Origin of the sequence: Stenotrophomonas sp. As-7, from assembly GCF_030291015.1 — a bacterium.
Taxonomy (GTDB): domain Bacteria; phylum Pseudomonadota; class Gammaproteobacteria; order Xanthomonadales; family Xanthomonadaceae; genus Stenotrophomonas; species Stenotrophomonas lactitubi.
In genome coordinates this window covers 3048754-3072051 of record NZ_CP127405.1, presented here as the reverse complement: position 1 = coordinate 3072051, position 23298 = coordinate 3048754, and the positions used below count along the sequence as shown (strand labels likewise).

General features: G+C 65.8%; 17 protein-coding genes. 5 read left to right on the top strand and 12 right to left on the bottom strand.

The features are described 5' to 3' along the window. Positions 1-46: 46 nt before the first annotated feature. Both QP457_RS14170 and QP457_RS14165 read right to left on the bottom strand, forming a co-directional pair. A complete protein-coding gene (locus tag QP457_RS14170) occupies positions 47-1141 on the bottom strand; it encodes a homocysteine S-methyltransferase family protein (RefSeq protein ID WP_205405947.1) in 1095 nt (364 codons plus the stop codon). Between the two features lie 7 nt (positions 1142-1148). After that, the gene (locus QP457_RS14165; RefSeq protein WP_089236121.1) at positions 1149-2078 is read right to left on the bottom strand and encodes a metalloregulator ArsR/SmtB family transcription factor; all 930 of its coding nucleotides are present in this window, start codon (positions 2076-2078) and stop codon (positions 1149-1151) included. Between the two features lie 162 nt (positions 2079-2240). Between QP457_RS14165 and QP457_RS14160 the strand changes: the two genes are divergently transcribed. Together QP457_RS14160 and QP457_RS14155 are read left to right on the top strand one after the other, a co-directional pair. Further along, a complete protein-coding gene (locus QP457_RS14160; RefSeq protein WP_205405946.1) occupies positions 2241-3389 on the top strand; it encodes an acyl-CoA dehydrogenase family protein in 1149 nt (382 codons plus the stop codon). Between the two features lie 145 nt (positions 3390-3534). Then, complete coding sequence (locus QP457_RS14155; RefSeq protein ID WP_205405945.1) at positions 3535-3822, top strand: hypothetical protein; 288 nt, start codon at positions 3535-3537, stop codon at positions 3820-3822. A gap of 154 nt (positions 3823-3976) precedes the next feature. On the opposite strand, the gene QP457_RS14150 is transcribed toward QP457_RS14155, so the two are convergent. The 3 genes from QP457_RS14150 to QP457_RS14140 are packed head-to-tail and all read right to left on the bottom strand — an operon-like array spanning position 3977 to position 9116. Then, the gene (locus tag QP457_RS14150; protein ID WP_205405944.1) at positions 3977-7150 is read right to left on the bottom strand and encodes a multidrug efflux RND transporter permease subunit; all 3174 of its coding nucleotides are present in this window, start codon (positions 7148-7150) and stop codon (positions 3977-3979) included. A 14-nt stretch (positions 7151-7164) separates the two neighbouring features. Continuing rightward, a complete protein-coding gene (locus QP457_RS14145) occupies positions 7165-8460 on the bottom strand; it encodes an efflux RND transporter periplasmic adaptor subunit (protein WP_205405943.1) in 1296 nt (431 codons plus the stop codon). After that, positions 8460-9116, bottom strand: a complete 657-nt coding sequence (locus tag QP457_RS14140) for a TetR/AcrR family transcriptional regulator (RefSeq protein WP_025876846.1) — start codon at positions 9114-9116, stop codon at positions 8460-8462. The genes QP457_RS14145 and QP457_RS14140 overlap by 1 nt, the downstream gene beginning before the upstream one ends. A 250-nt stretch (positions 9117-9366) precedes the next feature. On the opposite strand from QP457_RS14140, the gene QP457_RS14135 reads away from it, so the two are divergent. The 3 genes from QP457_RS14135 (at position 9367) to QP457_RS14125 (ending at position 16303) form a co-directional block, all read left to right on the top strand. Then, positions 9367-14343: an NAD-glutamate dehydrogenase domain-containing protein gene (locus QP457_RS14135; protein ID WP_205405942.1), complete on the top strand. Its 4977-nt coding sequence runs from the start codon at positions 9367-9369 to the stop codon at positions 14341-14343. A gap of 195 nt (positions 14344-14538) precedes the next feature. Next, complete coding sequence (locus QP457_RS14130) at positions 14539-15312, top strand: NAD kinase (RefSeq protein ID WP_089236114.1); 774 nt, start codon at positions 14539-14541, stop codon at positions 15310-15312. Between the two features lie 46 nt (positions 15313-15358). Next, positions 15359-16303: a 5'-nucleotidase gene (locus QP457_RS14125; RefSeq protein ID WP_033831508.1), complete on the top strand. Its 945-nt coding sequence runs from the start codon at positions 15359-15361 to the stop codon at positions 16301-16303. A 152-nt stretch (positions 16304-16455) separates the two neighbouring features. Here the strand turns inward: QP457_RS14125 and QP457_RS14120 are convergent, their stop codons facing one another. The 7 genes from QP457_RS14120 to can all read right to left on the bottom strand — a co-directional run bounded on the left by QP457_RS14120 (position 16456) and on the right by can (position 23250). After that, positions 16456-17007: a DUF2939 domain-containing protein gene (locus QP457_RS14120; protein ID WP_108268062.1), complete on the bottom strand. Its 552-nt coding sequence runs from the start codon at positions 17005-17007 to the stop codon at positions 16456-16458. A gap of 73 nt (positions 17008-17080) precedes the next feature. Beyond that, a complete protein-coding gene (locus tag QP457_RS14115; RefSeq protein WP_089236112.1) occupies positions 17081-17767 on the bottom strand; it encodes a DUF2461 domain-containing protein in 687 nt (228 codons plus the stop codon). Beyond that, positions 17764-19203 (bottom strand): exodeoxyribonuclease I, encoded by a 1440-nt coding sequence (gene sbcB, locus QP457_RS14110; protein ID WP_205405941.1) that lies wholly within the window; start codon positions 19201-19203, stop codon positions 17764-17766. Before sbcB ends, QP457_RS14115 begins: the two co-directional genes overlap by 4 nt. Beyond that, the gene (locus QP457_RS14105) at positions 19203-20570 is read right to left on the bottom strand and encodes an NAD(P)/FAD-dependent oxidoreductase (protein WP_205405940.1); all 1368 of its coding nucleotides are present in this window, start codon (positions 20568-20570) and stop codon (positions 19203-19205) included. Before QP457_RS14105 ends, sbcB begins: the two co-directional genes overlap by 1 nt. A 29-nt stretch (positions 20571-20599) precedes the next feature. Continuing rightward, the gene (kynU, locus tag QP457_RS14100) at positions 20600-21874 is read right to left on the bottom strand and encodes a kynureninase (RefSeq protein ID WP_205405939.1); all 1275 of its coding nucleotides are present in this window, start codon (positions 21872-21874) and stop codon (positions 20600-20602) included. A gap of 167 nt (positions 21875-22041) precedes the next feature. Continuing rightward, the gene (locus tag QP457_RS14095; RefSeq protein ID WP_089236108.1) at positions 22042-22563 is read right to left on the bottom strand and encodes a 3-hydroxyanthranilate 3,4-dioxygenase; all 522 of its coding nucleotides are present in this window, start codon (positions 22561-22563) and stop codon (positions 22042-22044) included. 24 nt (positions 22564-22587) lie between these two features. After that, complete coding sequence (can, locus tag QP457_RS14090; protein WP_049469052.1) at positions 22588-23250, bottom strand: carbonate dehydratase; 663 nt, start codon at positions 23248-23250, stop codon at positions 22588-22590. Between the last annotated feature and the right edge of the window lie 48 nt (positions 23251-23298).

The window sequence follows — 23298 nt, the reverse complement described above, 5'->3', positions numbered from 1 at the left end:
GCTCAGCGGCAACAGGGCGGAAGATGGATGGCGGTGTCAGTGCTGCTCATGCGGCCTGGACCTGGGCGGCCGGCAGGGCGCGCGGCGGCAGACCGGCCACCGCCAGCGCGATCGCGCGGATGTGGTCCGGGGTGGAGCCGCAGCAGCCACCGACCAGATTCAGCAGACCATCTTCGGCAAAGCCGCGCAGGGTGGCCGCCATTTCCTCGGGTGTTTCGTCGTACTCGCCGAACGCATTGGGCAGGCCCGCATTGGGATGGGCACTGACGTAGCAGTCCGACACCTGCGACAGGGTTTCCACATGTGGACGCATCGCGTCGGCGCCGAGCGCGCAGTTCAGGCCGATCGACAACGGCCGTGCATGCGCCAGCGAGGCCTGGAAGGCCTCGGCGGTCTGCCCGGACAGGGTGCGCCCGGAGGCATCGGTGATGGTGCCGGAAATCATGATCGGCAGTCGCGCGCCACGTGCATCGAAGGCTTCCTCGATGGCATACAGCGCGGCCTTGGCATTGAGCGTATCGAAGATGGTCTCGACCATGATCGTGTCGGCACCACCATCGATCAGGCCATCAATGGCTTCGCGGTAGGTACTGCGCAGCTCGTCGAAACTGGTGTTGCGGAAACCGGGATCGTTGACGTCCGGGCTGATCGAGGCCGTGCGGCTGGTCGGGCCGAGCACACCGATGACGAAGCGTGGCTTGCCCGGCGTGGTCGCCGCCACCGCATCACAGCAGGCACGGGCGACGGCAGCGCCAGCCTTGTTCAGCTCGTACACCAGGTGTTCGAGGTGGTAGTCGGCCTGGCTGACCGAGGTGGCGTTGAAGGTATTGGTTTCCACCAGGTCCGCGCCGGCTTCCAGATACGCACTGTGGATGCCGGCGATGACCTCCGGCCGGGTCAGCAGCAACAGATCATTGTTGCCTTTCAGGTCGTGGCCTTCCGGTGTTGCGCCATGGTCGCAGCCAGGGCCATGGGTGTGGTCGTAACCGCCGGCGAAGCGCTCGCCCCGATAGTCCTCTTCCTGCAGGCCATGTCGCTGGATCATCGTGCCCATCGCGCCGTCGATGATCAGGATGCGATCACGCAGGGCGGCGAGCAGCAATTCCACGCGTTCCGGGTGCAGCCAGGGCAGGGCGGGCATGTCGACCTCAGGGCTTGTTGGCGATCAGCGAGATCACTTCGAAATGCGGCGGGCGCTTTTCGCGGGTGACCGTTTCCAGGTTGGAGACCTGCAGGCCGGCCTTGTCGACGAACTTCTTCAGCTCCTTGTCGCTGAAGCCGAGGTTGACGTGGCCATAGGCATCGACCGCGGCCTTGTGCTCGTGGCGGGCCAGGCTGCACAGCAGCAGGCGACCGCCGGGGCGCAGCACGCGCGCGGCCTCGGTGACGGCCTGCGCCGGCTTGCTGGCGTAGGTCAGCGCGTGCATCAGCACGACCAGGTCGAAGCTGCGGTCCTTGAAGGGCAGGGCATGCATGTCGCCCTCGCGCACTTCCACATTGGGCAGGCGCCGCAGGCGTTCGCTGGCGGCGGCCACCACGCGCGCACTGGTGTCGATGCACACGTAACGCCGGGCGTGCGGGGCAACCAGTTCGGCCAGCACACCGTCGCCGGAGGCGATATCCAGCACGTCGCCGGTTTCCAGCAACGGCAGCGCGGTGCGCGCCAGCGCTTCCCAGGTGCGCCCCGGAGAGTAGTGGCGTTCCATGTCACCGGCCACGCTGTCGGCCCAGTTCTGGTCGGAAGCGCGGTGGGCAAGCACCGCAGCAACCCGCTCAGCGTCCTGGCGCAGCAAGGGGTCGTCGCTTCCGTTGCTCAGTGCATGCCACAATGCACGCTGCGCCGGGTCCAGCTGGGCCTCGTCGAAGCGGTAATAGGCCGACACGCCCGCCCGGCGGTCGCGCACCAGGCCGGCTTCCTTCAGGCGCGCCAGATGAGTGGACACCCGCGGCTGCGCCAGCCGGGTGATGGCCGAGAGTTCGGCCACGGTCAGCTCTTCCTGCTCCAGCAGCGCCAGCAGGCGCACACGGGTAGCGTCGGCGAACACCTTCAGGCGGGTCGACCAGTCTTCCAGATCCATAAATATCTACCTATCGCGATATAGAGATATATTCGCCGACCGTCCCCCTTGTGGTCAAGTCGCAGCTCCCCGCCAGTCAGCCGCCGATGCGCGGCCCCGGTACAATCGGGGCACCTGGGCGCGCGCTGCGCGCCCATAACATCATGTACCCGGGAGGGTGTTGTGGATTTCAGCTTTACCGAAGAGCAGTTGATGCTGCAGGACGTGGCGCGTCGCATTGCGCAGGAAAAGATCGCCCCGAGTGCGGAGCACCATGACCGTACGGGCGAGTTCCCGCTGGACAACATCCGCCTGCTGGGCGAGAACGGCCTGATGGGCATCGAAGTGCCGTCCGAGTATGGTGGCGCAGGCATGGACCCGATCGCGTACGTGCTGGCGATGGTGGAGGTCGCCGCCGGTGATGCTGCGCATTCGACCATCATGTCGGTCAACAATTCGCTGTTCTGCAATGGCATCCTGACCCATGGCAGTGAAGCGCAGAAGCAGAAATACGTGCGCGCCATCGCCGAGGGCGAGGCCATCGGTGCTTTCGCGCTGACCGAGCCGCAGTCGGGTTCGGACGCCACCGCGATGCGTTGCCGTGCGATCAAGCAGGCCGACGGCAGCTACGTGATCAACGGCAAGAAGAGCTGGATCACTTCGGGCCCGGTGGCCAAGTACATCGTGCTGTTCGCGATGAGCGAGCCTGACAAGGGCGCGCGCGGCATCACGGCGTTCATGATCGACACCGACAAGTCCGGTTTCGGTCGCGGCAAGACCGAACCGAAGCTGGGCATCCGTGCCTCGGCCACCTGCGAGATCGAGTTCAACGATTACGTGGCGCAGCCGGAAGACGTGCTGGGCCTGGAAGGCGAGGGCTTCAAGATCGCCATGGGCGTGCTTGACGCTGGCCGCATCGGCATCGCCTCGCAGGCGATCGGTATCGCGCGTGCCGCCTATGAAGCGACCCTGGAGTACGTGAAGGATCGCAAGGCCTTCGGTGCGGCCATCGGTACCTTCCAGATGACTCAGGCGAAGATCGCCGACATGAAGTGCAAGCTGGACGCGGCGCTGCTGCTGACCCTGCGTGCGGCCTGGGTGAAAGGCGAGGGCAAGCGCTTCAGCAACGAGGCGGCCATCGCCAAGCTGACTGCTTCGGAAGCGGCGATGTGGATCACCCACCAGGCCGTGCAGATCCATGGCGGCATGGGCTATTCCAAGGAAATGCCGCTGGAGCGCTACTTCCGTGATGCCAAGATCACCGAGATCTACGAAGGTACCTCGGAGATCCAGCGCCTCGTGATCGCCCGCAACGAGACCGGCCTGCGCTGATCACCAACGGCCGCGCCGCTGCAATGGCGGCGCGGCCGTAGATCCACGCCACGCGTGGATGGCGTTGTGTCCAAGTGGCGTACCCGCCTCTGGCCTGCCAGGATCCATGCTGCTGTAATGCGGATCGTTTTTCTGGAGATACCGCATGATCTACCGCGGCTGGGGCTTCATGACGCTGGTGACGCCGATCGCAGGCATCCTGTTGCTGGCGTACTTCTTCCCGCACGACGGCCCCAAGGGCAACATTCCGCTGCAGCAGGTGCTGCTGGGCGGTGGCATCGGTGCGGCAGTGAACGTGCTCCTGGGCCTGTGGCTGAACCGTGTGCCCCGGCAGAAGGGAGAGGCCGCACCCCATCATTTCTTCTTCGTGCCGATGCAGTGGGCTGCGCTGATTCTCGTGGCTGTGTGCGTGGTGACCGCAGTGCTGCGCTGACACGTCGCCTTGGAGAGCGCCATCCAAGGTTGGCGGCTACCGGGCGTGCCGCTGCTCTGGTAGATGCCAACCTTGGTTGGCATGGATTCAAAAGCAGCAAAGAAAAAGGCCCCGGATCGCTCCGGGGCCTTTCTCGTTTCAACTCACCGTTGGATCAACGATCCGGGCGGTGGGCGGATTCCGCGTCACGCTGGCGGCCGAGGAATTCCTTCGACGGTTCATCCAGCTTGTCGCCCAGCATGCGCCGCACGACCACGAAGAACACCGGGATCATCAGCAGGCCGAGCAGGGTGGCGAACAGCATGCCGCCGATCACGCCGGTGCCGATGGCGTGACGCGAGTTGGCGCCTGCACCGGTGGAGATCGCCATCGGGATCACGCCCATGATGAACGCGAAGGACGTCATCAGGATCGGGCGGAATCGCAGGCGCGCCGCTTCGATGGTGGCATCGCGCAGGGTCTTGCCCGCCGCACGCTGCTCCACCGCGAACTCCACGATCAGGATCGCGTTCTTCGCGGCCAGGCCGATCACGGTGATCAGGCCGATCTTGAAGAACAGGTCGTTCGGCAGGCCGCGCATCATCGACAGGGCGAGTGCACCCAGCACGCCGAGCGGTACCACCAGCAGTACCGCCACCGGAATCGACCAGCTTTCATACAGTGCGGCCAGGCACAGGAACACCACCACGATGGACAGCACCAGCAGCAGCGTCGCGGCGTTGCCGGCCAGGATTTCCTGGTAGGACAGGCCGGACCAGTCGTAGCCGAAGCCCGCCGGCAGGTCGTCGTTGACGATGCCTTCCATCGTCTGCATCGCTTCACCGGAGCTGGTGCCCGGTGCCTGCGAACCGACGATGTTGATTGCCGAGTAGCCGTTGTAGCGGCTCAGCGACGGCGGTGCCGAGACCCATTCGGACTTGACCACCGTGCTCAGCGGGATCATCGCGTTGGTGCCATCGGCATTGGTGGTCAGGCTGGACGGGCTGTAGAAGCTCTTCAGCGATTCCTGGCCGGTGCGGTACGGACCATCGGCCTGCATGGTCACGCGCTTGATGCGGCCTTCGTAGAAGAAGTCGTTGACGTACACCGGGGCCAGCATCAGCTGGATGGTGCTGTACACGTCCGACACCGACATGCCCATCGACTGCGCCTGCACGCGGTCCACGTGCAGCTGCAGCTGCGGGGCGTTTTCCAGGCCGTTCGGGCGCACGCCGACCAGATGGTCCGGCTTCTGCGCGGCCTGGCCGAGCAGGATGTTGCGGGCCTGGGTCAGCTGCTCGTAACCGGCGCCACTACGGTCCTGCAGCCACATGTCGAAGCCACCGAACTGGCCAAGGCCCTGCACGGTCGGCAGGTTGACCACGAAGATCTGCGCTTCCTTGATGCCGTAGAACGCGCCGTTCATGTTCTGGATGAACTCCGGAGCAGTGAACTTGCGCTCTTCCCACGGCTTCAGGCGGATGAAGCCCATGCCCACGTTCTCGCCGGAACCGACGAAGCTGAAGCCGGCCACCTGCAGCATGCCTTCATAGCCATCCTGCTTTTCCAGGATACCGCGCATCTGTGCGAACGCTTCGTTGGTCTGGCTCTTGGTCGAGCCCGGCGGCAACTGCACGATCGCCAGTGCATAGCCCTGGTCTTCTTCCGGCAGGAAGCTGCCCGGCATGCGGGTGAACAGGAAGCCGCACAGCGCGGTCAGCACCACGAACAGGATCATCCAGCGCGGTGCATGGCGCACCGCGGAGGTGATGTGGCCCACATAGGTGTGGCTGATCTTGTCGTAGTACTTGTTGAAGGTGCGATAGATGATGTTCGGGTTGTCGTTGTGCGTCGGCTTGAGGAACGTCGCGCACAGCGCCGGGGTGAAGCCCAGTGCCAGGAACGCCGAGAACGCCATCGAGATGGCGATGGTCAGGGCGAACTGCTTGTAGATTTCACCGGCCGCACCGCCCTGCAGGGCCGAGGGGATGAACACCGCCGCCAGCACCACGGTGATGGCCACCACCGCGCCGGTGATCTGGGTCATCGCCTTCTGCGTGGCCGGCTTCGGCGCCAGGCCTTCCTCGGTCATGATGCGTTCGACGTTCTCGATCACCACGATCGCGTCATCGACCACGATGCCGATCGCCAGCACCATCGCGAACAGGGTCAGCTGGTTGATCGTGAAGCCGATCATCCACATGCCCAGGAACGTACCCAGCAGGGCCACCGGGATGACCAGCGTCGGGATCAGGGTGGCGCGGAAGTTCTGCAGGAAGATCAGCATCACCAGGAACACCAGCAACACGGCTTCGAACAGGGTCTTGACCACTTCCTGGATCGAGATCTTGACGAAGGTGGTGCTGTCGTACGGCGAGAACCAGGTGACGCCGGAGGGGAAGCTGGGCTGCAGCTCGTCCATCTTGCCGCGCACGGCCTCGGCCACGTTCAGGGCGTTGGCGCCCGGCAGCAGCTGGATCGCGAAGGCGCCGGTGGGCTTGCCGTTGTACTGGGTATCGAAGCCATAGTTGTTGGCACCGAAGGCAACGCGGGCGATGTCCTTCAACAGTACGCGCGAGCCATCAGCGTTGGCCCGCAGGATGATGTTCTCGAACTCCTGCGGCGAGCTGAAGCGGCCTTCGGCCGATACCGTGGCGGTGAAGTGCTGGCCTTCCGGTGACGGGTCGGAGCCCAGTGCACCGGCGGCGAACTGCACGTTCTGCGCACGTACCGCCGCCAGCACCTGGCTGGCCGACAGGCCATAGCCCTGCATCTTTTCCGGGTTGAGCCAGATGTTCATGGCGTACTCGGAACCGAACTGCTGGGTGCTGCCGACGCCGGGGATGCGCGAGACCTGGTCGAGCACACGCGAACCGACGATGTCGTTCAGCGCGTCACGGTTGATGGTCGGCGTATCGGACTGCAGCGCCACCACCATCAGGAAGCCGGCGTTGGCCTTGGCCACCACCACGCCCTGCTGGGTGACTTCCGAAGGCAGTCGCGGCGTGGCCAGCGAGACCTTGTTCTGCACCTGCACCTGGGCGATGTCCGGATCGGTACCGGTCTCGAAGGTCAGGGTGATCGAGGCGCGGCCGTTGGACGCGGACGAGGAGCTGAAGTACAGCAGGTGATCGATACCGGTCAGCTGCTGCTCGATCACCTGGGTGACCGACTTCTCCGTGGTGTCCGCGCTCGCGCCCGGGTAGGTGGCCGAGACGGTCACCTGCGGCGGGGCGATGTTGGGGTAGGACTCTACGCCGAGGTTGAGGATCGCGATCACGCCGCTGAGCGAGATCAGGATCGCCACCACCCAGGCGAAGACTGGATGTTCAATGAAAAATTTAGGCATGACGGAAGGTCCCGTTACTGCTTGTTCGATTCGGTGGCGGCCGGCTCGGCCTTGTCGGCCTGGTCAGCCTTGGCCGGTGCCTTGGCGTCGGCCGGAGCCGCAGCAGCCGCGCCCGGAGCAGCGGCACCCGGAGCAGCGGCACCCGGAGCAGCGGCGCCGGCGGCAGGCTTGCCGTTGGCGTCCTGGCCCGGGGTCCACGGCTTGGCCGTGGCCGGCGTACCTTCCTTGACCTTCTGTACGCCGGCGACGACCACCTTGTCACCGGCGGCCAGGCCTTCGCTGACCAGCCAGTTGCCGTTCTGCGCGCCGTCGGTCTTGACGTTCTTGCGGACGACCTTGCCGTCGGCGCCGACCACCATCACATAGCCGCCGGTGGTATCGCGCAGCAGCGCCTGCTGCGGCACCAGGTAGGCGTTGTTGCGTTCGCCCAGGTTGGCCTGGAAGCTGACGAAGGCGCCCGGCAGCAGGATCTTCTGCGGGTTCGGCAGCACCGCACGCAGCGACACCGCGCCGGTGGCCGGGTCGACCGTGGTCGAGGAGAAGTCCAGCGTGCCCGGTTCGCTGTAGGTGCTGCCGTCGGCCAGCTTGACGTTGACCGTGGCCTTGCCGTCGCCGGACAGGGCCAGCGTGCCCTTGGCCTGCTGCGCACGCAGCTGGGTCAGTTCATCCACGCTCAGCGAGAAGTTCACGTACAGCGGGTCGAGCTGGTCCACGGTGGTCAGCAGGGTCACATCGCCCTGGCCGACCAGCGCGCCTTCGGTCACCTGCTGCTTGTTGGCCACGCCGCTGATCGGGGCGGTGACGTTGGTGTAGCCCAGGCTGATGCGGCTGCTGGTCACCGAGGCTTCGGCCTGCTTGACTGCGGCCAGCGCGGTGCGCTCGGCCGACTCGGCGTTGTCCAGGTCGGCCTTGGACACGAACTTCTGCGGTGCCAGCGAACGGGCGCGGTCAGCGGCGACCTTGGCGTTGGCGTAGGTCGCGCGGGCCGACGCCAGCTGGGCTTCGGAGGCGCTGAGCGAGGCGCGCAGCGGTGCCGGATCGATCAGGAACAGGGTCTGGCCCTGCTTGACCTCGCTGCCTTCCTGATAGACGCGCTTGAGCAGCACGCCAGGTACGCGGGCGCGCACATCGGCGCTGCGGAACGGCGACAGGCGACCGACCAGCTCGCGCTGCAGCGGCAGGGTCTGCGGCTTGGCGTCGATCACGCCCACCTCCGGCGGTGGGGGCGTCGGCTGTTCCGGCTTCTTGCAGGCAGCTACGGCGACAGCAACGGCGCACGTCAAGGCAAGGGTGCGGAGTGGGGCGGTCATCAGGAGGAACTCCGGGGTTGGTTTGAAGACGGGGCCGGCGAGGGCTGCGGCGCGAACGCGCGCAGGAAGCCATCGACGGAGAACTCTGCCCAGCGCCGACGCAACGCTGCGTCATCACGATGGGGGGTATGGAAGCGCTGTTTGTCGAAATCCTGACCGGCGATCATGCTCAGCAGCAGTTCGGCCATGAAGTGCGGGTCGTCATGCCGCAGCAGACCGCGACTGCAAACGGTTTCAATCCATTCAGCAAGATGAAGCGTCAGCGCGCCGGCGCCATGCCGGTACAGCGTACGCGCCTCTTCGGGAAACTGTGCTGCATCGGCGGCGATCAGGCGGCAGGCCTGACCGACGTGGGGCTGGTTGAAGTGCTCCAGGAAGTCGGTGGCGAACTGCAGCAGGCTGCCACGCAGGTCGTCACCGCGGAGTGCACGTAGCATGGCCCCGGTCGCGTGACCGACATGGCGCTGCATCACCCGCCGCAGCAGGGCCTGCTTGTTGCCGTAGCGCGAGTACAGGGTCTGCTTCGAGCAGCCGGCATGCTGGGCAACCGCGTCCATGCTCATCTGCATGCCCTGCTGGGCAAGCAGTTCGCGCACGGCATCGAACACGCGCTCATCACGCGCGTCGAGGGCGACAGGAAGGTAGGCCGGATTCACGCGGTGGACTATACCGTCCAGTTCAGGATTGTGGAATCGCGCCGATGTTGCCGCATGTGTCTTCCGGTAACACGTTTTGCCGATCCTGTCGGCAACGCTGTGCGACCGCGATGCCCATACCGGTGCGAACTGAATAGGGCGTCTAAACCGCAGCAAACCCGAATCTGGTTATTCCGTCCTGCAGCAAGGCCTTTTCGTGCGGTAGGGCTACAATTTCATTTTCCCAACTGAGCAAGCGCGCCGCTCTGCCATGAAACCGCAAAAAACCGCAGCCAAGACCGTGAAAAACAAAAGCAAACCAGTTGAGTCGGAGGTCGCAGTGACCGCTGGTTTCTCCCTGGAGCCGGTGTACACGGCCTTGCGCAAGCGTTACCCCGCGGCCGCTCAGGCCGAGGCAGTGGCATTTGCCTCCAGCTTCTACAAGCGCATGGAGGCCGACGAGTTCCCCCATCACAGCGCTGAGGAATGGGCCGCGCTTGCCGCCGAAACGCTGGAGTTCGCCCGCGCCCGCAAGTCCGGCAAGGCCAACGTCCGCGTCTTCAACCCGACGGTGAAGGCCAACGGTTGGGAATCGCCGCACACCGTGCTGCAGATCATCAACGACGACATGCCGTTCCTGGTCGACACCGTGACCATGTCGCTGGCCGAGCACGGCGTTGGCGTGCATGTGCTGGGTCACCCGGTGCTGCATTTCACCCGTGACAAGGCCGGCAAGCTGACCAAGGTCGGCGAGGGCCCGCTGGAATCGGTGATGCTGCTGGAGATCGACCGCCAGCCGGCCGAAGCCATGGCAGACATCGAGCAGGCCATCAACAAGGCGCTGGATGAAGTGCGCGCCATCGTGCGCGACTGGCAGCCGATGCAGGACAAGGCGCTGGCGCTGGCCGACGACCTCGGCAGCCGCCAGCTGCCCGTCGACGCTGCCTCGCGCAAGGAAGCACAGGAATTCCTGCGCTGGGCCGCCGACAACCACTTCACCTTCTTCGGCTACCGCGAGTACCGCGTCGAGAAGCAGGGCAAGGAAGACGTGCTGGCACCGCTGAACGACACCGGCCTGGGCCTGATGCGCGGCAAGGACAAGTCGGCCGCACGTCCGGTCAAGACCCTGGCCGCCCAGGGCCTGAACACTACGTCCGGGCTGAAGGACGCGTTGATCCTGACCAAGACCAATGCCCGTTCGCGCGTGCACCGCGCCGGCTACATGGACTACATCGGCGTGCTGGAATTCGACGCCAAGGGCAAGATCATCGGCGAACAGCGCTTCCTCGGTCTGTTCACCTCCAGCGCCTACAACCGCCGCCCGTGGGAAATCCCGCTGGTGCGCCAGCGCTACGAACACGTGATGAAACAGTCCGGCCTGGCCGGCTCCAGCCATAGCGGCAAGGCCCTGCGTCACATCCTGGAAACCCTGCCGCGCGAAGAACTGTTCCAGTCCAGCGAGGACGAACTGTTCCGCACCGCGATGGGCGTGCTGGGCCTGCAGGAGCGTGTGCGCAGCCGCCTGTTCCTGCGTCGCGACAAGTACAGCCGTTTCATTTCCGCGCTGGTCTACCTGCCGCGCGAGCGTTTCAACACCGACGTGCGTCTGCGCATCGAAGCGATGCTGAAGGAAGCACTGCACGGCGAGTACGTGGACAGCTCGGTGGTGCTGGGTGAATCGCCGTTGGCCCAGGTGCATCTGATCGTACGTCCGAAGCCGGGCGAAATGCTCGACGTCGATACCGCCGAACTGGAGCAGAAGCTGGCCCAGGTGCTGCGCAACTGGCAGGACGATCTGCGCGAAGCGCTGGTCACCCGCCATGGCGAAGCCGAAGGCCTGCGCATTGCTGCGCGTATCGGCAAGGCGCTGCCGGCCGGTTACATCGAAGACAACAGCACCGCCGTTGCCGCCAACGATGTCAGCCAGCTCGACGCGCTGACCGGCCCGGACGACCTGCGCCTGAGCCTGCAGGCCGTGCCGCGCGAATCCGGCGATGGCCTGCGCCTGAAGCTGTATCGCCAGCTGGATGACATCCCGCTGTCGGACGCGCTGCCGATGATGGAAAACATGGGCCTGCGCGTGATCGCCGAGCGTCCGTACCGCCTGTCGGTGGACAACGCGCCGGTGTACGTGCAGGACTTCGAAGTCGAATCGACCGCCGGTGCGATCGACGCGGCCAGCGTCGATGAAGCCTTCGGTGAGACCTTTGCCCGCGTGTGGCACGGCGATGCCGAGAACGATGGCTTCAACCGCCTGGTGCTGGCGGCCGGCCTGCACTGGCGCCAGGTCGCCATGCTGCGTGGCTACTGCAAGTACCTGCTGCAGACCGGCGTGCCGTTCTCGCAGGCGTACGTCGAAGGTACCTTCACCCGCTACCCGCTGCTGGCACGCCTGCTGGTCGAACTGTTCGAAGCCCGCTTCGATCCGGCCACCGGTCATGAAAGCAAGGAAGACATCGCCACCGGCCAGGCCCAGCTGAAGGCCCACCTCGACGTGCCGGCTGCCGGCGACGAGGCCACCCTGAAGGTGCTCAAGACTGTGGTCGACGCCCGCAAGGGCGACCGCGATGCGCAGATGCAGGCCGCGCGCGAAGCGCTGCTGAAGCTGATGGACCGCGTGTCGAGCCTGGACGAGGACCGCATCCTGCGTTCCTTCATGGGCGTGATCGATGCGACCCTGCGCACCAGCTACTACCAGACAGATGGCAACGGCCAGCATGGCCATGTCATCAGCTTCAAGTTCGATTCGGCCCTGGTGCCGGACCTGCCGAAGCCGCGCCCGTACCGCGAAATCTTCGTGTATGGCCCGCGCGTGGAAGGTACCCACCTGCGCTTCGGTGCCGTCGCCCGTGGCGGCCTGCGCTGGTCGGATCGCCGCGAAGACTTCCGTACCGAAGTGCTGGGCCTGGTCAAGGCGCAGATGGTCAAGAACACCGTCATCGTGCCGGTCGGCGCGAAGGGTGGCTTCTTCGCCAAGATGCCGCCGGTGAACGGCGATCGCGATGCGATCTTCGCCAACGGTGTGGCCTGCTACAAGCTGTTCATCCAGGGCCTGCTGGACATCACCGACAACATCGTCAACAACAAGATCGTGCCGCCGGTGGATGTCGTGCGTCATGACATGGACGATCCGTACCTGGTGGTGGCTGCCGACAAGGGCACCGCGACCTTCTCCGACATCGCCAACGGCCTGGCCATCGCGCACGGCTTCTGGATGGGCGATGCGTTCGCCTCCGGTGGTTCGGTCGGCTACGACCACAAGGGCATGGGTATCACCGCGCGCGGCGCATGGGAGTCGGTCAAGCGCCACTTCCGTGCACTGGGCCGTGACAGCCAGACCCAGGACTTCACCGCGGTCGGCGTCGGCGACATGTCCGGCGACGTGTTCGGCAACGGCATGCTGTTGTCGCGCCACATCCGCCTGGTCGCTGCGTTCGACCACCGCCACATCTTCCTGGACCCGAACCCGGATGCAGCGACCACGTTCGTCGAACGTGAGCGTCTGTTCACCGTGCCGCGTTCGAGCTGGGCGGACTACGACGCCAAGCTGATCAGCAAGGGCGGCGGCGTGTATCCGCGCAGCCTGAAGTCGATCGAGATCACCCCGCAGGTGCGTGAGGTGCTGGGCCTGGACGAGAGCGTCAAGGCGCTGTCGCCGAATGACCTGATGAGCGCGATCCTGAAGGCACCGGTCGACCTGCTGTGGAACGGCGGCATCGGTACCTACGTCAAGGCCGCCAGCGAGCAGCACAGCGATGTCGGCGACCGCGCCAACAACGCCCTGCGCGTGAACGGTGGCGAGCTGCGCTGCAAGGTGGTGGGCGAGGGCGGCAACCTGGGCATGACCCAGCTGGGCCGCATCGAAGCCGCCCAGGCTGGCGTGCTGCTCAACACCGACTTCATCGACAACTCGGCCGGTGTGGATACCTCCGACCATGAAGTCAACATCAAGATCCTGCTCAACGATGTGGTGCGGGCCAAGAAGCTGACCGTCGAGCAGCGCAACAAGCTGCTGGCGTCGATGACCGACGAAGTCGCCGCACTGGTGCTCAACGACAACTACCGCCAGAACCAGGCCCTGAGCCTGATGGAGCGGATGGCGGTCAAGCGCCTGGGTTCCAAGCAGCACTTCATCCGTACCCTGGAACAGCAGGGCCTGCTGGATCGCCAGATCGAGTTCCTGCCATCCGATGCCGAGCTGTCCCAGCGCAAGGCGCGCGGCCAGGGCCTGACCCGTCCGGAGCTGTCGGTGCTGCTGTCCTATTCCAAGCTGGTGGCGTTCGCCCAGCTGCTGGATTCGGACATCCCGGAAGATCCGTACCTGTCCAAGGAACTGCAGCGCTACTTCCCGACCCCGCTGCAGAAGAAGTACGCCGACGCGATGGAGCGTCACCGCCTGAAGCGCGAAATCATCGCCACGGCCGTGACCAACCAGACCATCAACCGCATGGGCGCCACCTTCCTGATGCGCATGCAGGAAGACACCGGCCGCACCATCGCCGAGGTCGCCAAGGCCTACACCATCAGCCGCGAAACGCTGGATGCACGCGCGCTGTGGGCGCAGATCGACGCCCTCGACGGCACTCTGCCGGAGTCGGTGCAGATCGATGCGCTGGAAGTGATCTGGAAGCTGCAGCGTTCGTTCGTACGCTGGCTGCTGTCGCGCCCGGGCCCGATGCCGGGCATCACCGAGGCGGTCAACCGCTACCAGGGTCCGTTCAACGACATCCGTGTTGCTTCGGGTGTGCTGCCGGATTCGCAGCGTCCGACCTACGAAGCCCTGGTGGCCGAGTGGAAGGAAAAGGGCCTGCCGTCGGCACTGGCACAGCAGCTGGCCGAACTGCACTTCCTGGAACCGGCGTTCGACATCATCGAACTGGCCCGTACCCGCAAGCTGAAGCCGGTGGATGTCTCCAAGATCCACTTCCGCCTGGGCGACGCCCTGCAGCTGCCGTGGCTGTTCGAGCAGATCGACGCGCTGGAGGTCAACGGCCGCTGGCACGCGGTGGCACGTGGCGTGCTGCGCGACGAACTGGCCGCGCACCACCGCAGCCTGGCTGGCCAGGTGCTGGCCACCAAGGGCAGCACCGCTGAAGCCAAGGTGGCCGCGTGGATCGGTCGTGACGACAGCAGCCTGCGCTTCACCCTGGCGATGCTGGCTGAACTGGCCGAGCAGAAGACCCTGGACTACCCGACCGTTTCGGTCGCAGTGCAGCGCCTGGGTCAGCTCGCTGCCCACGGCGCGTAAGTGATGTAGTGCCAGGCCATGCCTGGCATGCGTGAACCGGAACGGCCCCGCGAAAGCGGGGCCGTTCTGTTTCTGCCCTTGACCTTTGCGACCACCTGACCCGACGCCGGCCGTGAACCTGCCGGTCATCCGCCCCACGGGGTCCAACTCCCGGCGCTCGGTTATGCTCTCCATCAAACCTCCCCGGATCCACCGATGAGCGACACCCCCCGCATCGCTTTCCTGGCCAGTACCACCGAACCGGCGCAGATGGCCCGCGCAGCGATGGTCTCGCGCTATGGCGACCACGCGCCCGACCAGGCCGACGTGCTGTGCCCGCTCGGCGGCGATGGCTTCATGCTGCAGACCCTGCATCGGCACGGACACCTGGGCAAACCGGTATTCGGAATGAAGCTGGGCACGGTGGGTTTCCTGATGAACCAGTACCGTGGCGACGACGACGTGCACGCGCGTATCGCCCGCGCCGAGCCGGCCCACCTGCGCCCGCTGGAAATGGTGGCGCTGACCGAATCGGGCACCACCACCGGGTCGCTGGCCTACAACGATGTCTCGCTGCTGAGGCAGACCCGGCAGGCGGCGCATATCGGCATCGACCTCAATGGCCAGGAGCGGGTAGGCGAACTGATCGGTGATGGTGTGCTGGTGGCAACCCCGGCCGGAAGCACCGCCTACAACTACTCGGCGCATGGACCGGTGCTGCCGCTGGGCTCGCACACCATCGCCCTGACGCCGCTGGCCCCGTATCGCCCGCGGCGCTGGCGTGGCGCCATCCTCAAAGCCGACACCGAAGTGCGCTTCCGCGTGCTCGATCCCTACAAGCGTCCGGTCAGCGTCACCGCCGATTCGCACGAGACCCGTGATGTGGTCGAAGTGACGATCCGCGAGTCGCGCGAGCACCGGGTGACCCTGCTGTTCGACCCGGAGCACAACCTGGAAGACAGGATCCTGAGCGAACAGTTCGTTTTTTGACGACAATAGGCGGCCGGCACTGCCGACCGCTTGAAGGACCCCACCGATGGGCGACAACTCCCCCCGTTTGCTGACCGTCGCGGTGACCTCGCGTGCGCTGTTCGACCTGGAAGAAAGCCATGCGCTGTTCGAGAGCGATGGCGTGGCCGCCTATGCCGAGTACCAGCGCCAGCACGAGGACGACATCCTCGGGCCGGGCGTGGCCTTCCCGGTGGTGCGCAAGCTGCTGGCGCTGAACCAGGGCGCCAGCCCCGAGAACCCGCGCGTGGAAGTGATCCTGCTGTCGCGCAACTCGGCCGATACCGGCCTGCGCATCTTCAATTCCATCCAGCACTACGGGCTGGGCATCATCCGCGCGACCTTCACCGCCGGTGAGCCGACCTGGCCATACGTGAAGCCGTTCGGCACCGACCTGTTCCTGTCGGCCAACCCGGAATCGGTACGCAGCGCGCTGCGCCATGGCATCGCCGCGGCGACCATCCTGCCCAAGCCACCGGGCGAGACCGCTGCCGCTGCCGCCGACCAGATCGACATCACCCGCCCGGCCGGGCAGCTGCGCATCGCCTTCGATGGTGATGCGGTGATCTTCGGCGATGAGAGCGAGCGCATCTCGCGCGAGCAGGGCGTGGAAGCCTTCGGCCGGCACGAACGCGAGCGTGCACGCGAGCCACTCAGTGGCGGTCCGTTCCGTGGTTTCCTCTCTGCGCTGCACACGTTGCAGGAAGTATTCCCGGCTGGCGACAGCGCGCCCATCCGCACGGCGCTGGTGACCGCGCGTTCTGCACCGGCGCACGAGCGCGTGATCCGCACCCTGCGCGAATGGGGCGTGCGCCTGGACGAGGCGCTGTTCCTCGGTGGGCGGCACAAGGGCCCGTTCCTGCAGGCGTTCGGCGCGGATATCTTCTTTGATGATTCGCAGCACAACATCGACAGTGCGCGTGAACACGTGGCGGCCGGCCATGTGCCGCATGGTGTCGCCAACGAGGGCTGAAACCATGGCCGGTGGGTGCCAACCGTTGGTTGGCACTGCCATGCATCGGCGCCCACCAAGGTGGGCGTCTACCAGGGTGCCATGCCCCGGTAGTTGCCAACCTTGGTTGGCACTTCTTTGTATCGGCGCCCACCAAGGTGGGCGTCTACCGATCAAGGCGTGGCTGACATCCCCAGCTGCAGGTCCACCACCTTCCAGCGCAGGCCCTGCGGTTCCAGCACTACCTTCAACGGTGGCTGGCCGGGACCGCGATCAACGTCCACCACGAAGCGGTCCAGGGCTTCGAAGTGGTGTTCGGCGTTCTTCAGCGGTCGCGCCGGTTCGGTCGTGCCGAAGGCATCACCACCCTGTAGTTCATTGCGGCCGCGCTTCCACAGCACGTGGCCCTGCAGCATCGCGCCGATGCCGGTGGGGGTGACCATCGTTTCCACCGCGGCACCGCCCAACTGGTCGCCCAACCCGTACAGCAGCGCGCCGAAGGGGCTGGCAGCCACCTCGGGGCCGGCCTGGCGCACCAGGTAATCATTGAGCTGGGCGCGCAGGCTGGTGCGCACGCGTGGGAAATCCACGTAGCGCTCCAGGCGCGCGGTGTCGCGTTGTTCGATGGCCTTGGACAGGCCATGCACGGTCAGGTACGGGCCGCCGAACCACCAGCCCGCCATCACGACGATCAGCAGAACGAGGATGCCAATGAGCTTCTTCATGGTGCACAGCCTGCCGCAAGTGGGGGTACCGGTGGTGAACGACGGGTGATGCCGGTGATGGCCCCGGCGCAGTTCAGAACTCCAGATCCAGCGCGGCGCAGAGGTAGTCGACGAACGGGCCCAATCCTGCCAGATCCTTGCCAAGCGTGGACAGCAGGCGCGGACCGGTCATCGTGGCATCGTCCAGCGAACGCCACATCACCCAGTTGCGATGCTTCAGGTCATCGATGAATTCGAAGTCGGCCGGGAAGCCGCGCGGCGGTCGCACCAGCTTCTCGGTTTCCTCGAAGTCGAAACGCTTGCGCAGCGCCGGTGCATGCGCGGCTGCCTTCCAGCTGCCCGGGTTGTCGAGGATGAAGTGGCGGACGCGGCGCTGGGTTTCCGGTTCGGGATGCCACAGCCCCGCACCGACGAAGCTCTCGCCCGGCTGCAGGTGCACGTAGAACGAGGGTGCGGCCACTTCGCGGCGGCGCTCATGGAACAGGCGCGCGCCCTGCCAGGTCTTGTACGGCGACTTGTCGTTGGAGAAACGCGCGTCGCGGTGGATGCGGAACAACGAGCCGCCCACGCCACGGGTGTCTGCGCGGAAGTGTCCGCTTACCTCGGTCAGTGCCGGCTGCAGGTCGCCCAGCAGGCGCAGGAACGGCTGCCGCACGTGGTCTTCGTACTGCTGGCGATGGTCGTTGAACCAGGTCTTGTCATTGTGCAGCGCCAGGCTGCGCAGGAACTTGAAACTGGCATCGGAGAAATAGGTGCTCACAGGTCCTCCTGCAGGTGCTGGCCCCAGTCACGCAGCGATTGCAGCAGCGTGGCGCGGCGAACATCGTCGGGTGCTTCGGCCGCCAGCGCATCCAACTGCTGCTGGTACTGGGCCAGGTTGAGTTCGCCCAGGCTTTCCTCACCGAGCAGGCGCTGGCGGCGATAGGCATTCCAGCGCTCGCGTTCTTCCGGTGCGAGGCTGCCGGGATGATTGCGGGCGCGGTAGCGGAACAACAGCTCGGGCAGGCGCGGGTCGCGGAAGCGGCCTTCCAGTGCAGCCAACTGTTCCGGTGGCGTGGTCCGTGCCAGTGCCAGCAGCGGCTTGTCGCCGGCACCGAGGAAGCCGTCGTACAGCGAAGCGTCCACGTCGGAGACGCTCGCCGCGCGCGGCTGGTTGTAGACCTGGCGCGCCTTCTCGGCCAGCTGCGGTGCGAACGTGCGCAGTCGTTCAGCCTTGGCTTCGATCGCTGCCACGTCCAGCCCGAGTCGTGCGTGGTCATCGGCGCGCAGGTGGTTCCAGGCCACCAGCGCCGGCACCTTGTTCAGGTGCACTTCCTTCAACGGCACCCGGGCGACGCCTTCGGGCAGCTCGCTGGCACGCAGGTACAGGCGCTGGGCGATCACCTCGGCAGGCAGTTCCAGCAGGTCATCGATATCGCCATCGAGGTCGAACACGATCACCCGGTTGTTGATGGTCGGATGTACCGCCAGCGGCAACACCGGCGCCGCGCACAGGCGGCTGGCCGGGTAACGCATCGAGATATGCAGCACCGGCTTCAGCGCCGTGATGTCGAGCAGGCTGCCGACGAAACGCTTGTCGCGCAGCTTCAACGCGTAGTCCCACAGGCGCGGCTGCGACTGCTTGAACAGGCGCGCCATGCCGATCGTCGCGCGCACGTCCGACAGTGCTTCGTGGGCATCGCCCTCGCGCACGCCGTTGGCCTCGGCCAGGTGTTCGAGTTTGAACGACGTGGCGCCGTCCTCGCGCTTGGGCCAATGGATGCCCTCCGGACGGATGGCATGCATCAGTCGCAGCATGTCCAGCAGGTCCCAGCGCGAATTGCCATTGCGCCACTCGCGTTCGTACGGGTCGTGGAAGTTGCGGAACAGACCGTAGCGGATGAACTCGTCATCGAAGCGCAGGGTGTTGTAGCCCAGCGCGCAGGTGCCGGGACGCGACAGCTGCTCGTTGATGCGATCGAATGCTTCAGCTTCGCTGGTGCCTTCGGCCAGCGCCTGCTGCGGGGTGATGCCGGTGACCATCGTGGCCATCGGCGAGGGCAGCAGATCATCGGCCGGACGAACAAAGAAGCTGACCGGCGTGTCGATCTCGTTGAGATCGCTGTCGGTGCGGATCGCCGCGTACTGGGCAATGCGGGTACGGCGCGGATCCTGGCCGAAGGTTTCCAGGTCGTAGAACAGGAAGCTGTCGGCCATCAGTGCGCGCCCTCCAGCACCGGCAGCCGCGCATGGATCTGCGCCTCCAGTGCGTTCCAGTCGATGTTGTCCAGCGTGTCGTGGCCTGCGGTGGCGGTGATCAGCATCTCGCGCTGGATGTCGGTGCGGCGCAGGGCCTCGGCATAGGGCGTGTGCAGGAAGGTCACCATCGTGTAGTGCGGGACGAAACGCGTCGGCCAGCGCCGCTGCAGTTCCTGTTCCAGCTCGCGCTGCAGCAGGAAGGCCGGATCGGCCACCCGGTCGCGCATTTCCAGATAGTTCTCCAGCGCCATCTGCTGGATCGCGCGCGCATTCGGTTTGCGCTCGGCTTCGAACGCGGCGAAGGCGCTCTGCAGGTCGTCCGCCTCCATCAGATGGCGGGCCAGTGCCACGCAGTCCTCGAACGCACAGTTCATGCCCTGGCCGTGGAACGGCACCATTGCATGCGCAGCATCACCAATCAGCACGGCGCGGTCCTGCTGGTGCCAACGTTCCAGGGTGAGCGTGCCGAGCAGGCCCGGCGGATGCTGCTCCCAGTCCGCACGCAGGTTGGGAATCAGCGGCAGGGTATCGGCGAACTCGCGCGCGAACAGTGCTTCCGCCTGGACGCCGGTGTTGACCGTAGCGAAACTCGGATCGCCCTGGTTGGGCAGGAACAGGGTCACCGTGAACGTGCCCTCGTGGTTGGGCAGGGCGATGCACATGTAGTGGCCGCGTGGCCAGATGTGCAGCGCATTGCGCTCGATGCGGAAGCCGCCATCGTCGGTGGGCGGGATCTCCAGTTCCTTGTAGGAATGGTCGAGGAAGGCAATGTCCTCGCCCAGCGGGTCGCGACGGTTCATCGCCGCACGCAGCGCCGAGCCTGCGCCGTCGGCACCCACCAGCGTATCGAAGCGGATATCGTGCGGACTGTCGTCGCGATCATCGATGAAGCGCGCGTAGCCGGCATCGAAATCGACCGTGTGCAGGCGGCGGTGGAAATGCACGGTGGCACCGGCCTGCTCGGCCAGTTCCAGCAGTGTGGTGTTGAGGTCGCTGCGATGGATCGACCAGATCACTTCGCTGTCGTCGCGACCGTAGCGCTGCAACTGCGGCTCGCCTTCGCGCGGATGCACCATGCGCCCGCGCATCATCACCGCACGCGCCATCACTTCGTCTTCCACACCGGCCTGACGCAACGCGTTGCGTCCGCGCTCGGCCAGGGCCAGGTTGATCGAGCGGCCGCTTTCGTAATCGGCGATGCGCGGATCGCCACGGCGTTCGTACAGGGTGATGCGCCAGCCCTGCCGTGACAGCAGGATGGCCAGCAGGGATCCGGCCAGGCCGGCGCCGACAATGCTCAGCGAGCGGGATGCATGTGCGATCAACGAACTGTCCAGCAGTAGGGGAGGGCGGCTTACAGGCCGGCCCAGGCTTCCACTTCCTCGACGAAGTGGTGCACGTCCAGGTAACGGTTGTAGAGCGGGGTGGGCGAGATGCGGATGACGTCCGGTTCGCGCCAGTCACCCAGCACGCCGATGGCGCGCAGATGCTCGAACAGGGCGCGTCCGCGCTCGCGGCCGCCAATCACCCGCAGCGACAGCTGGCAACCGCGGCGCTCGGGTTCGGCTGGGGTGACGATTTCCAGTACCTGCGGCAGGCGCGCGCGTACCAGTGCATCGAGCATGCCGGTCAGCGCCAGCGACTTGCTGCGCAGCGAGTCCATGCCGGCACGTTCGAACAGGTCCAGCGATGCACGCAGCGGCGCCAGGCCGAGGATCGGCGGATTGCTCAGCTGCCAGCCCTCGGCGCCAACCGCGGGCTGGAACTGCGGGGCCATCTGGAAGCGGGTGGCTTCGTCATGGCCCCACCAGCCGGCAAAACGCGGCAACGTGGTGTCGCGATGATGGCGTTCGTGCACGAATGCACCGGCCACGGCGCCCGGGCCGCTGTTGAGGTATTTGTAGTGGCACCACACGGCGAAGTCCGGGGCGACGTCATGCAGGTGCAGCGGCAGGTTGCCGACCGAGTGCGCCAGGTCGAAGCCGATGCGCGCGCCCTGCAGGCGTGCGGCGCGGGTGATCGCATCCAGGTCGAAGGCCTGGCCGCTGCGATACTGCACGCCAGGCCACAGCACCAGCGCCAGGCGCGGACCGTGCGTGGCGATCGCGCGTTCGATCGCGGCCATCGAGATCGTGCCGTTGGCTTCATCCGGCTGCACTTCCACCAGGCAGTCGGCCGGGTCGAAGCCATGGAAGCGGATCTGTGCTTCCACTGCATGGCGGTCAGTCGGGAACGCGCCGGCTTCCATCAGGATCACCGGGCGTTCGGCCGTGGGCCGGTAGAAGCTGACCATCATCAGGTGCAGGTTCACGCTCAGTGTGTTCATGGCCACCACTTCGCTGGGCAGTGCGCCGACGACGCGTGCCAGCTGCGCGCTGACCAGACGGTGGTACGACAGCCATTGGGTCGGCCCGGTGAAGTGACCTTCCACCGCCAGCTCGCCCCACTGCTTCATCACTTCCTGCACCGCCGCCTGCGCGCCGCGCGGTTGCAGGCCCAGCGAGTTGCCGACGAAGTAGGTCTGCTCACCACCACCGTGGCGCGGAATCAGGAATTCCTGCCGCAGCGGCCGCAGCGGATCGGCGGCATCAAGGGCAATGGCGTGGGTGCGGCTGAGCAGGTCGGACATGGTCGGGCAACAGGCTGCAACGGGACTGCCAGTGTAGCGCCTGGGGCATGACCCGGTGCCTGCCAACCCAACACCAGCGCCGCATGATGCGGTAGTCGCCAACCTTGGTTGGCGCACTTCCGACCGAGCGCCCACCAAGGTGGGCATCTACCAGCGCGGTGGCGCTGTCAGGCCGTCGCCGGTGCCGGCAACGGATCCACGTGGCCGCACTCGCTGCAGGTGCGCAGTTCCAGGCTGGCCTGGTAGCGCGCGAATACCTTCGGCAGGTCGGTCTCGATGTTCTGCAGCGTGAAGTACTCTTCGTACAGCTTGTGGTTGCAGCGCTCGCAATGCCAGATCACGCCGTCGCGCTCATGCGGCAGGCGCTTGCGTTCCACCACCAGGCCGACGCCGCCGGGTGGGCGCCGCGGTGAGTGCGGCACCTTGCCCGGCAGCAGGAAGATTTCGCCAGCGCGGATCGGAATATCGCGCACCGCACCATCCTCCTGCACCTTCAGCACCATTTCGCCTTCCAGCTGATAGAACCACTCCGGTCCTTCGTCGTAGTGGAAATCGGTGCGGCTGTTCGGCCCGCCGACCACCATCACGATGAAATCGCCGTTGTCGATCATCTTGTTGCCGACCGGCGGCTTCAACAGATGCCGGTTTTCCTCGATCCAGCCCAGCAGGTTGATGGGGGAGGCAAGCATGTGGAGTGTCCGTGGGAGGGGGGGTCAGTCGCGGCGGCCGCGGCGCGGAACGTAGGACAGGGCCTTCTCATATGCAGGCTGCAGGTCTTCCGGTGCGCCCACGTCGATACCCATTTCGCGCACGCGGCCATCCTTCAGGCTGTACACCCAGCCGTGCACCATCAGCTTCTGGCCGCGTGCCCAGGCGTCCTGCACGATTGTCGAGCGGCAGGCGTTGACCACCTGCTCGATCACGTTCAGTTCGCACAGGCGTGCATGCTTCAGCTCCGGCTCCTCGATCGCGTCCATGATCGCCGCGTGCTTCTGTGCCACGTCACCGACATGGCGCAGCCAGTTGTCGGCCAGGCCCACCCGCGTGTTGTTCAAGCTGGCGTGCACGCCGCCGCAGCCATAGTGGCCGACGATCAGGATGTGCTTCACCTTCAGCTGGTCCACGGCGTACTGGATCACGCTGAGGCAGTTCAGGTCGGTGTGCACCACCACGTTGGCTACGTTGCGATGCACGAACACTTCGCCCGGAGCCATGCCGATGATCTGGTTGGCCGGCACGCGCGAGTCAGAGCAGCCGATCCACAGGTATTCCGGATGCTGCTGCTTGGCCAGCTGATGGAAGAAGTCCGGGTCTTCCTTCTCGATCCGGTCCGCCCAGTCGCGGTTGTTCTGCAGCAGCTTGTGGATGTCTTTCATGTTCGGGGTCCCTGACGTCGGGTGGGGGCAAGGCGCGGCCGTTCTGGT

What these genes read in the sequence shown, in the direction of transcription:
- QP457_RS14170 (WP_205405947.1), bottom strand. Translation starts at nt 1,141, where the DNA reads ATGCCCGCCCTGCCCTGGCTGCACCCGGAACGCGTGGAATTGCTGCTC.
- QP457_RS14165 (WP_089236121.1), bottom strand. Translation starts at nt 2,078, where the DNA reads ATGGATCTGGAAGACTGGTCGACCCGCCTGAAGGTGTTCGCCGACGCT.
- QP457_RS14155 (WP_205405945.1), top strand. Translation starts at nt 3,535, where the DNA reads ATGATCTACCGCGGCTGGGGCTTCATGACGCTGGTGACGCCGATCGCA.
- QP457_RS14150 (WP_205405944.1), bottom strand. Translation starts at nt 7,150, where the DNA reads ATGCCTAAATTTTTCATTGAACATCCAGTCTTCGCCTGGGTGGTGGCG.
- QP457_RS14145 (WP_205405943.1), bottom strand. Translation starts at nt 8,460, where the DNA reads ATGACCGCCCCACTCCGCACCCTTGCCTTGACGTGCGCCGTTGCTGTC.
- QP457_RS14135 (WP_205405942.1), top strand. Translation starts at nt 9,367, where the DNA reads ATGAAACCGCAAAAAACCGCAGCCAAGACCGTGAAAAACAAAAGCAAA.
- QP457_RS14130 (WP_089236114.1), top strand. Translation starts at nt 14,539, where the DNA reads ATGAGCGACACCCCCCGCATCGCTTTCCTGGCCAGTACCACCGAACCG.
- QP457_RS14125 (WP_033831508.1), top strand. Translation starts at nt 15,359, where the DNA reads ATGGGCGACAACTCCCCCCGTTTGCTGACCGTCGCGGTGACCTCGCGT.
- QP457_RS14120 (WP_108268062.1), bottom strand. Translation starts at nt 17,007, where the DNA reads ATGAAGAAGCTCATTGGCATCCTCGTTCTGCTGATCGTCGTGATGGCG.
- sbcB (WP_205405941.1), bottom strand. Translation starts at nt 19,203, where the DNA reads ATGGCCGACAGCTTCCTGTTCTACGACCTGGAAACCTTCGGCCAGGAT.
- kynU (WP_205405939.1), bottom strand. Translation starts at nt 21,874, where the DNA reads ATGTCCGACCTGCTCAGCCGCACCCACGCCATTGCCCTTGATGCCGCC.
- QP457_RS14095 (WP_089236108.1), bottom strand. Translation starts at nt 22,563, where the DNA reads ATGCTTGCCTCCCCCATCAACCTGCTGGGCTGGATCGAGGAAAACCGG.
- can (WP_049469052.1), bottom strand. Translation starts at nt 23,250, where the DNA reads ATGAAAGACATCCACAAGCTGCTGCAGAACAACCGCGACTGGGCGGAC.